The organism is Lacinutrix sp., assembly GCF_023299985.1.
Classification (GTDB): Bacteria; Bacteroidota; Bacteroidia; order Flavobacteriales; family Flavobacteriaceae; genus Lacinutrix.
In genome coordinates this window covers 1-7000 of sequence record NZ_JALZVX010000069.1, presented here as the reverse complement: position 1 = coordinate 7000, position 7000 = coordinate 1, and the positions used below count along the sequence as shown (strand labels likewise).

Sequence of the window (7000 nt, the reverse complement as noted above, 5' to 3'; positions counted from 1 at the left end):
CTTCTAACTGACGTTGATTTTCTTCATTTAAAGCCTTATCATTTCCGTAGGCATAATAACCATAATCATGGTTTCCCATGACAGCAAATTTTCCATCTTTAGCTTTTAATTTCCCAAAGACATCAATCCAACTGTTCATTTCTTCAGCCTTAGTATTTACAAGGTCACCAGTAAATAAAATAGCATCACTCTTTTGTTCGTTTATTAAATCTATTCCGTAAGAAATTTTCTCTTTATTCTCTAAACTTCCTGAATGAACATCACTAATTTGAGTAATGGTGTAACCATCAAAAGCTTCTGGCAAATCTTCAAAATGTAAAACATGTTTTATTACTTTGTAATTGTATTTTCCTTGATAAATACCGTATATAAAAGAGGCAAACGGTATTGCAGCAATACCTAAAGCAATTTTAGATACAAAACCACGTCTGCTAGTAGAATAGGCAATATTTTCTGGATTAGACTTACCAACTTTATTAATAAAACTTAACACCATTCTCACAAGGTCTTCTCCAAACATAAAAAGTATAAGGATCAGTTTTGGAGCAAAAAGCCCTAATAAAAAAGCGACTGCATAACCATGACCATGTGTAAAGCTTTCTCCACGAGAAAAGTTAGAATAGTAATAAATAAAATTACCAACCACACAAATACTAACTATCCAATAAATAGCATAAATCCAATAGCTTTTAGTAAGTGTTTTAACCGTTTGAAAGGCATAAAAGTCGAAAGCGAAAATAATTAAAGCAATAATAATCCAACGCAACATAGAGTCAATTTTTGCGCAAAGATATTAATTGCAAAGCCGATTTATCTTACTAATTTGTTAAACGTTTTGATTTTTAAATCTTTAAGTTGCAATGCCTTTGTATAAAATGAATAACCAATAGCTTTATAAAAAAGCTTAACAGTTTTGCGAATTTCATTTTAGTATATTAGATCCTTTAAACTAGCAATCTATTTTTTTAATGAGACTTAAAATAACACTCTTTTTTAGTTTATTTATTCTATTAACCAACTGTAAAAACAAAGCTAAAATTAAAGTAGCAGTAAAAGATAACACACTAATTAGTTATGCCAATCCGTTTATTGGCACAGGTGGACATGGTCATACGTATCCTGGTGCAACCATGCCTTTTGGGATGATGCAGCTAAGTCCAGATACGCGTTTAGATGGTTGGGATGGCTGTTCTGGCTACCATTACAGCGACGATACTATTTATGGTTTTTCGCACACTCACCTTAGTGGAACTGGTGTAAGCGATTATGGCGATATTTTAATAATGCCAACAAACACGCAAATTTTTAATAATGGAGCAGATGGTAAAAAAGGATACAAATCTAAATTCTCTCACAACAATGAAATTGCAGAACCTGGTTTTTACAAAGTGCATTTAGACGATACAAATATTGATGTAGAATTGACTGTTTCAAAGCGTAGTGGTATTCATAAATATGCATTTCCTTCTGCCGAAAATCAGTTTGCTATTGTAGATTTAATGCATCGTGATAAAGTTTTAGATGCGAAAATTGATAGAATATCTGAAACCGAAATTATTGGTTATCGCTTTTCCAAAGCTTGGGCAACAGACCAACGTTTGTACTTTGTTATTAAAACATCGCATCCTTTTAGTGATGTTTTACAATCACCTCCAAAAACAGGAATGTCTGGCGCTCAAAAAATAGCTTTAAAATTTAAAAATCCAAATAACGAGCCTGTTTATTTAAAAGTAGGCATTAGCGCTGTTGATATAGAAGGTGCAAGAAAAAACTTAAAAGGAGAAATAGGAGAGCAATCTTTTAAACAGGTAAAAAAAACGGCTCAAGATTTCTGGGAAAAGCAACTAGAAAAAATAGTTATTGAAAGTAATAATAAAGACTACAAAACCAATTTTTACACATCAATGTATCATGTTGCTTTAGCTCCAAATTTATATCAAGATGTTGATGGTAGATATCGAGGTATGGATATGGACATCCATAAATCTGTAGGCTTCGATTATTACACAGTATTCTCACTTTGGGATACCTATCGTGCTGCGCATCCACTTTATACCATTATAGAACAAGACAAAACTAACGACTTTGTAAACACCTTTTTAGCAAAGTACGATGAAGGCGGTATTATGCCAATTTGGGATTTAAGCGCCAATTATACAGGTTGCATGATTGGTTATCACGCAGTTCCAGTAATTGCAGATGCTTATTTAAAAGGTATTAACGGTTTCGATGAAAATAAGGCTATGGAAGCCATGCTGCATAGTGCCACGCGAGATAAATTAGGCTTAAAAAGCTATAAAAATTTCGGATTTATTCCTGTTGAAGAAGAAAGTGAATCGGTTTCTAAAACTTTAGAGTATGCTTATGATGATTGGACGATTGCCCAAATGGCAAAAGCTATGAATAAACAAAATATTTATAAAAAATATATAGAAAGAGCTCAATATTATAAAAACGTTTTCGATCCAAAAACACAATTTATGCGAGGTCGTTTTCGCAACACTTGGTTTACACCTTTCGATCCATACGAAGTTAACTTTAATTATACCGAAGCTAATTCATGGCAATACAGTTTTTATGTACCTCAAGACATTTCTGGTTTCACAAATTTACTTGGTGGAAAAAATAAATTAGAAGCTAATCTAGATAAATTATTTGTTACCAAAGATGAAACCTCTGGTCGCCATCAAGTAGATATTACTGGTTTAATTGGGCAATATGCTCATGGCAACGAACCTAGTCATCACATGGCTTATTTATATAATTTCGTAAATAAACCAAACAAAACACAAGAGAGAGTACATCAAATTTTAACTGAACTTTATACCAATGCACCAGATGGTATATCTGGCAATGAGGATTGCGGACAAATGAGTGCGTGGTACATTTTTAGTAGTATTGGTTTTTATCCAGTAACACCAGGAAGCAACCAATATATTATTGGAACGCCTTTATTAGAAAAAGCTACTTTTAATTTAGAAAACGGAAAAACATTTACTGTTTCTACCGAAAATTTAAGCGAGTCAAACATCTACATAGAATCGACTACTTTAAATGGAAAACCATATAATAAATCTTTTATTAAACATCAAGATATAATAAATGGAGGAACACTTCATTTTAAAATGAAAGATATTGCTACAGATTGGGGAACAAAAGATAATGAAGTGCCAGTAACTAAAATTGAAGAGCATCTAATTGTTACACCTCCTTATATTTCTGAAGGCAAAACAGCTTTTAAAGATAAAACTGAAGTTGAATTACAAAGTAATACCAAAGGTGCATCAATTTATTATGCTAAAAACAGTACTAACTTTAAAAAATACGAAAAACCATTCATTATTAGTGAAGCTGAAGCATTAAAGGTGTATTCAGAATTAAACGAAAAGAGGAGTAAAACAATCACTACTAATTTCTTCAAAATTGATCCTAATTTATCTATTAAATTAGAATCAAACTACTCAAACCAATACAATGCTGGAGGAGATAATGCTTTAATTGATGGAATAACTGGTACTCAAGATTTTAGAACAGGAACTTGGCAAGGCTATTTTGACAAGGACTTAATCGCAACTGTAGATTTAGGGACTAAAAAAACGATTTATAATATATCGGTTTCATTTTTAGAAGACCAACGCAGTTGGATTTTTCTACCTACAGAAGTTACATTTTACACCTCTACAGATGGTAACGTTTTTACAAAAAATTATAATACATCTTTTAATAACACCATTGAAAATAACGATGTAAATATTAAAACTGTTACAACTTCTAAACTTGGAGAAGTACGATATATTAAAATAGTTGGCAAAAAATTAGGTAAACTTCCAAAATGGCATTTAGGCTATAAACACGATGGTAGAAGTTGGTTATTTACAGACGAGATTATTATAAAATAATTAAACAAAAAGCATACCTACTTTGTAAAATACTAATTAAAGAAGATATTTTAATTACATTTAAAAAAAACTAACAAATGAAAGACCAAAACAACAAATCTGCATTAACCACATTAGTAACAGTATTCTTTTTTTGGGGATTTATAGCTGCATCAAACAGTGTCTTTATTCCTTTTTGTAAAACCTATTTTGAAATCGACCAGTTTCAATCGCAACTAGTAGAATTTGCGTTTTATGGCGCTTATTTTATTGGTGCACTTTCACTTTTTATTATATCGAGTTCCATTAAAAAAGACATTATCAATTCTTGGGGTTATAAAAAAGGAATTATTTATGGCCTATTACTTTCTGCAATTGGTGCTTTTATTATGTATCCAGCAACAGCAGGAGCTTTACAAGGACAGACAAGTGTGTTTTATTTTGTGTTAATTGCCTTATTTATAGTTGGTTTAGGTTTCTCTTTACAACAAACAACAGCCAATCCTTTTGCTATTGCACTTGGCGATCCAGAAACTGGTTCGCATCGTTTAAATTTAGCAGGTGGAATTAATTCTTTAGGCACCACAATAGGACCTATAGTTGTTGCTTTAATTATTTTTGGAACCTCATCTGTAAGTCCAGAAGAATTAGTGAAAATGATTAAAAATAATGAAATCACATTAAGCACAGTACAATTACTATATTTAGGTGTTGGTGTATTATTTTTATTAGCAGCTGCACTGTTTTATTTTTCTAAAAAACTACCAGCTTTAAAGTCTGAAACAGTTTTTGAACCTGCAAACAAAGCACGAAACTTATTAATAGTTTTAACCCTAATAATCATGGTTTGTTTTGGGTATATTTTTAGCACTTATTCTGGAGATACAGTAACAACAGAAAGTCTAGAAAGCACACGATTAATTTTATTATTCGTTGCGCTTATAGCCGTAATTGCAACTATATTAATAGCTAATACAAGTGCCTCTAAAGAAGCTAAAGGATGGGGAGCAATGAAATATCCGCAACTGGTTTTAGGCATGTTAGCCATCTTCACCTATGTTGGTGTTGAAGTAACAATAGGCAGTAATTTAGGAGAGTTACTAAAACAAGTTACAGATAAAGTTACTAATACAAATCCGTTAGGATTACCAGTACTTAACGATGCAGGAATTGCACCATTTATTTCACTTTATTGGGGAGGATTAATGATTGGTCGTTGGGTTGGAGCTATTACTGTTTTTAGTCCAAGTAAAGGTTTAAAAAAACTACTACTAATTATTGTGCCTTACGTTGCCTTTGGAGTTATCTTATTATTAAATGGTATTGCTGGAAAAGTATTTTCTACTAACGAAATATTATTTTTCGGTATTTGTGTTGCAGTACAAATTGGAGGTTTCTTTTTAGCTAAAGACAATCCAGTAAAAATATTAAAAATATTTGCGTTATTAGGAGTAATTGCAATGTTAATTGGTTTATTTACTTCTGGAAACATTGCGCTATTTGCCTTTTTATCTGGAGGACTATTTTGTTCTATTATGTGGCCATGTATTTTCACTTTAAGTATAGCTGGTTTAGGCAAGTATACATCTCAAGGTTCTGCCTTTTTAGTAATGATGATCCTTGGTGGAGCTATTATTCCACCTTTACAAGGAAAATTAGCAGATGTCTTTAATATACAGTCATCGTATTGGATTGCGGTAATCTGTTTTGTTTACTTACTGTTTTATGCCTTTAGAACAAAGACTGTTTTAGATAAACAAGGTATAGCATATTAAAAATTATATTTTCATTTTCATGGGAACAAAAATTTAAAATTTTTTTAATGAACAGAAGAAAATTCTTAAAAAACGCAACACTATCTACAGCTGGTTTAGCAGTAGGAAGCACTCTAGTGGCTTGTACAAAGAATACTAAAAGTGAAAACCATAAAAGTGTAACAAAACAAGTTACATCACTCCCAATAGTAATAGCAACTTGGAATGTACCTAATGCTACTGCCGAAGCCTATAAAATCCTTAAAAAAGGTGGCAATGCTATAGACGCTGTTGAAGCTGGTTGTAAAATTGAAGAAGCTGATGTTAAAAACCAATCAGTTGGCAAAGGTGGCTTACCAGATCGCGACGGTAATGTAACACTCGATGCTTGCATTATGGATAAAAATGGTAATTGTGGTTCTGTGGTTCATCTTCAAAATATTACACATGCAGTTTCTATTGCTAGAAATGTTATGGAAAACACACCTCATGTAATGTTGTCTGGAAAAGGTGCAGAAAAATACGCTTATCAATTAGGCTATAAAAAAGAAAACTTATTAACCAAAGCTTCAAAAAAAGCTTGGAAAAAATGGAAAACAACTTCAAAATACAAGCCTATTATCAACATAGAAAATCATGATACTATTGGAATGCTAGCAATAGACAAAAATGGTACTATTTCTGGAGCATGTACTACAAGCGGTTTGGCCTACAAAATGGCTGGTCGTGTTGGTGATAGCCCAATAATTGGCTCTGGATTATTTATTGATAATGAAATTGGAGGTTGCGTAGCAACCGGATTAGGAGAAGAAGTTGTAAAAACAGTTGGTAGCTTTTTAGTTGTAGAGCTCATGCGACAAGGTAAAACGCCTCAGGAAGCTTGCGAAGAGGCTATTAAACGCATTGTAGACAAACCAAATAGCGATTTTAAAAATTTTCAAGTGGGTTATATTGCTGTTAATAAGCTAGGTGAAACTGGAAGTTATGCCATACACCAATGGTTTAGTATGACAAAGTATCAAGATGGAAAGAACGAGAACATTCAATCTAAGTTTATAATAGAGGCTTAATTTAATACTATCAAATACAATTATTTACTTTTATATTTTTATTCGTAAAAAAGCACTGTAATCATAAATATTGACGTAGTATCGTAATACAAACTTAGGTTAATTAAAATTTAGTAGTATTTTTGCTAAAAAAATCTCAATGAAAAAAATTACCTACCTACTATTATTAATAACACTTCCAACTATAGCTCAAGTATCAATTCCAGACCTTAATTTCGAAACTGAACTTATTGCTCAAGGTATTGATACAGATGGGTTGGTTAATGGCCAAATATCTAATGCAGATGCACTTGCCAAA

General features: G+C 32.0%; 4 protein-coding genes. 3 read left to right on the top strand and 1 reads right to left on the bottom strand.

Translation table 11 applies throughout. The features are described 5' to 3' along the window. On the bottom strand, window positions 1-769 hold a 769-nt coding region (locus tag Q0C58_RS03550; RefSeq protein ID WP_290697596.1), incomplete at its 3' end, for a metallophosphoesterase. A gap of 199 nt (window positions 770-968) precedes the next feature. Here Q0C58_RS03550 and Q0C58_RS03545 point away from each other — a divergent pair. From Q0C58_RS03545 to Q0C58_RS03535, 3 genes are all read left to right on the top strand, one after another. Next, entirely contained in the window at window positions 969-3899 is a 2931-nt protein-coding gene (locus Q0C58_RS03545) for a GH92 family glycosyl hydrolase (protein ID WP_290697593.1), read from the top strand. 77 nt (window positions 3900-3976) lie between these two features. Beyond that, complete coding sequence (locus Q0C58_RS03540; RefSeq protein ID WP_290697591.1) at window positions 3977-5653, top strand: MFS transporter; 1677 nt, start codon at window positions 3977-3979, stop codon at window positions 5651-5653. A 47-nt stretch (window positions 5654-5700) separates the two neighbouring features. After that, window positions 5701-6702: a N(4)-(beta-N-acetylglucosaminyl)-L-asparaginase gene (locus Q0C58_RS03535; protein ID WP_290697588.1), complete on the top strand. Its 1002-nt coding sequence runs from the start codon at window positions 5701-5703 to the stop codon at window positions 6700-6702. The last annotated feature ends 298 nt before the right edge of the window (window positions 6703-7000 follow it).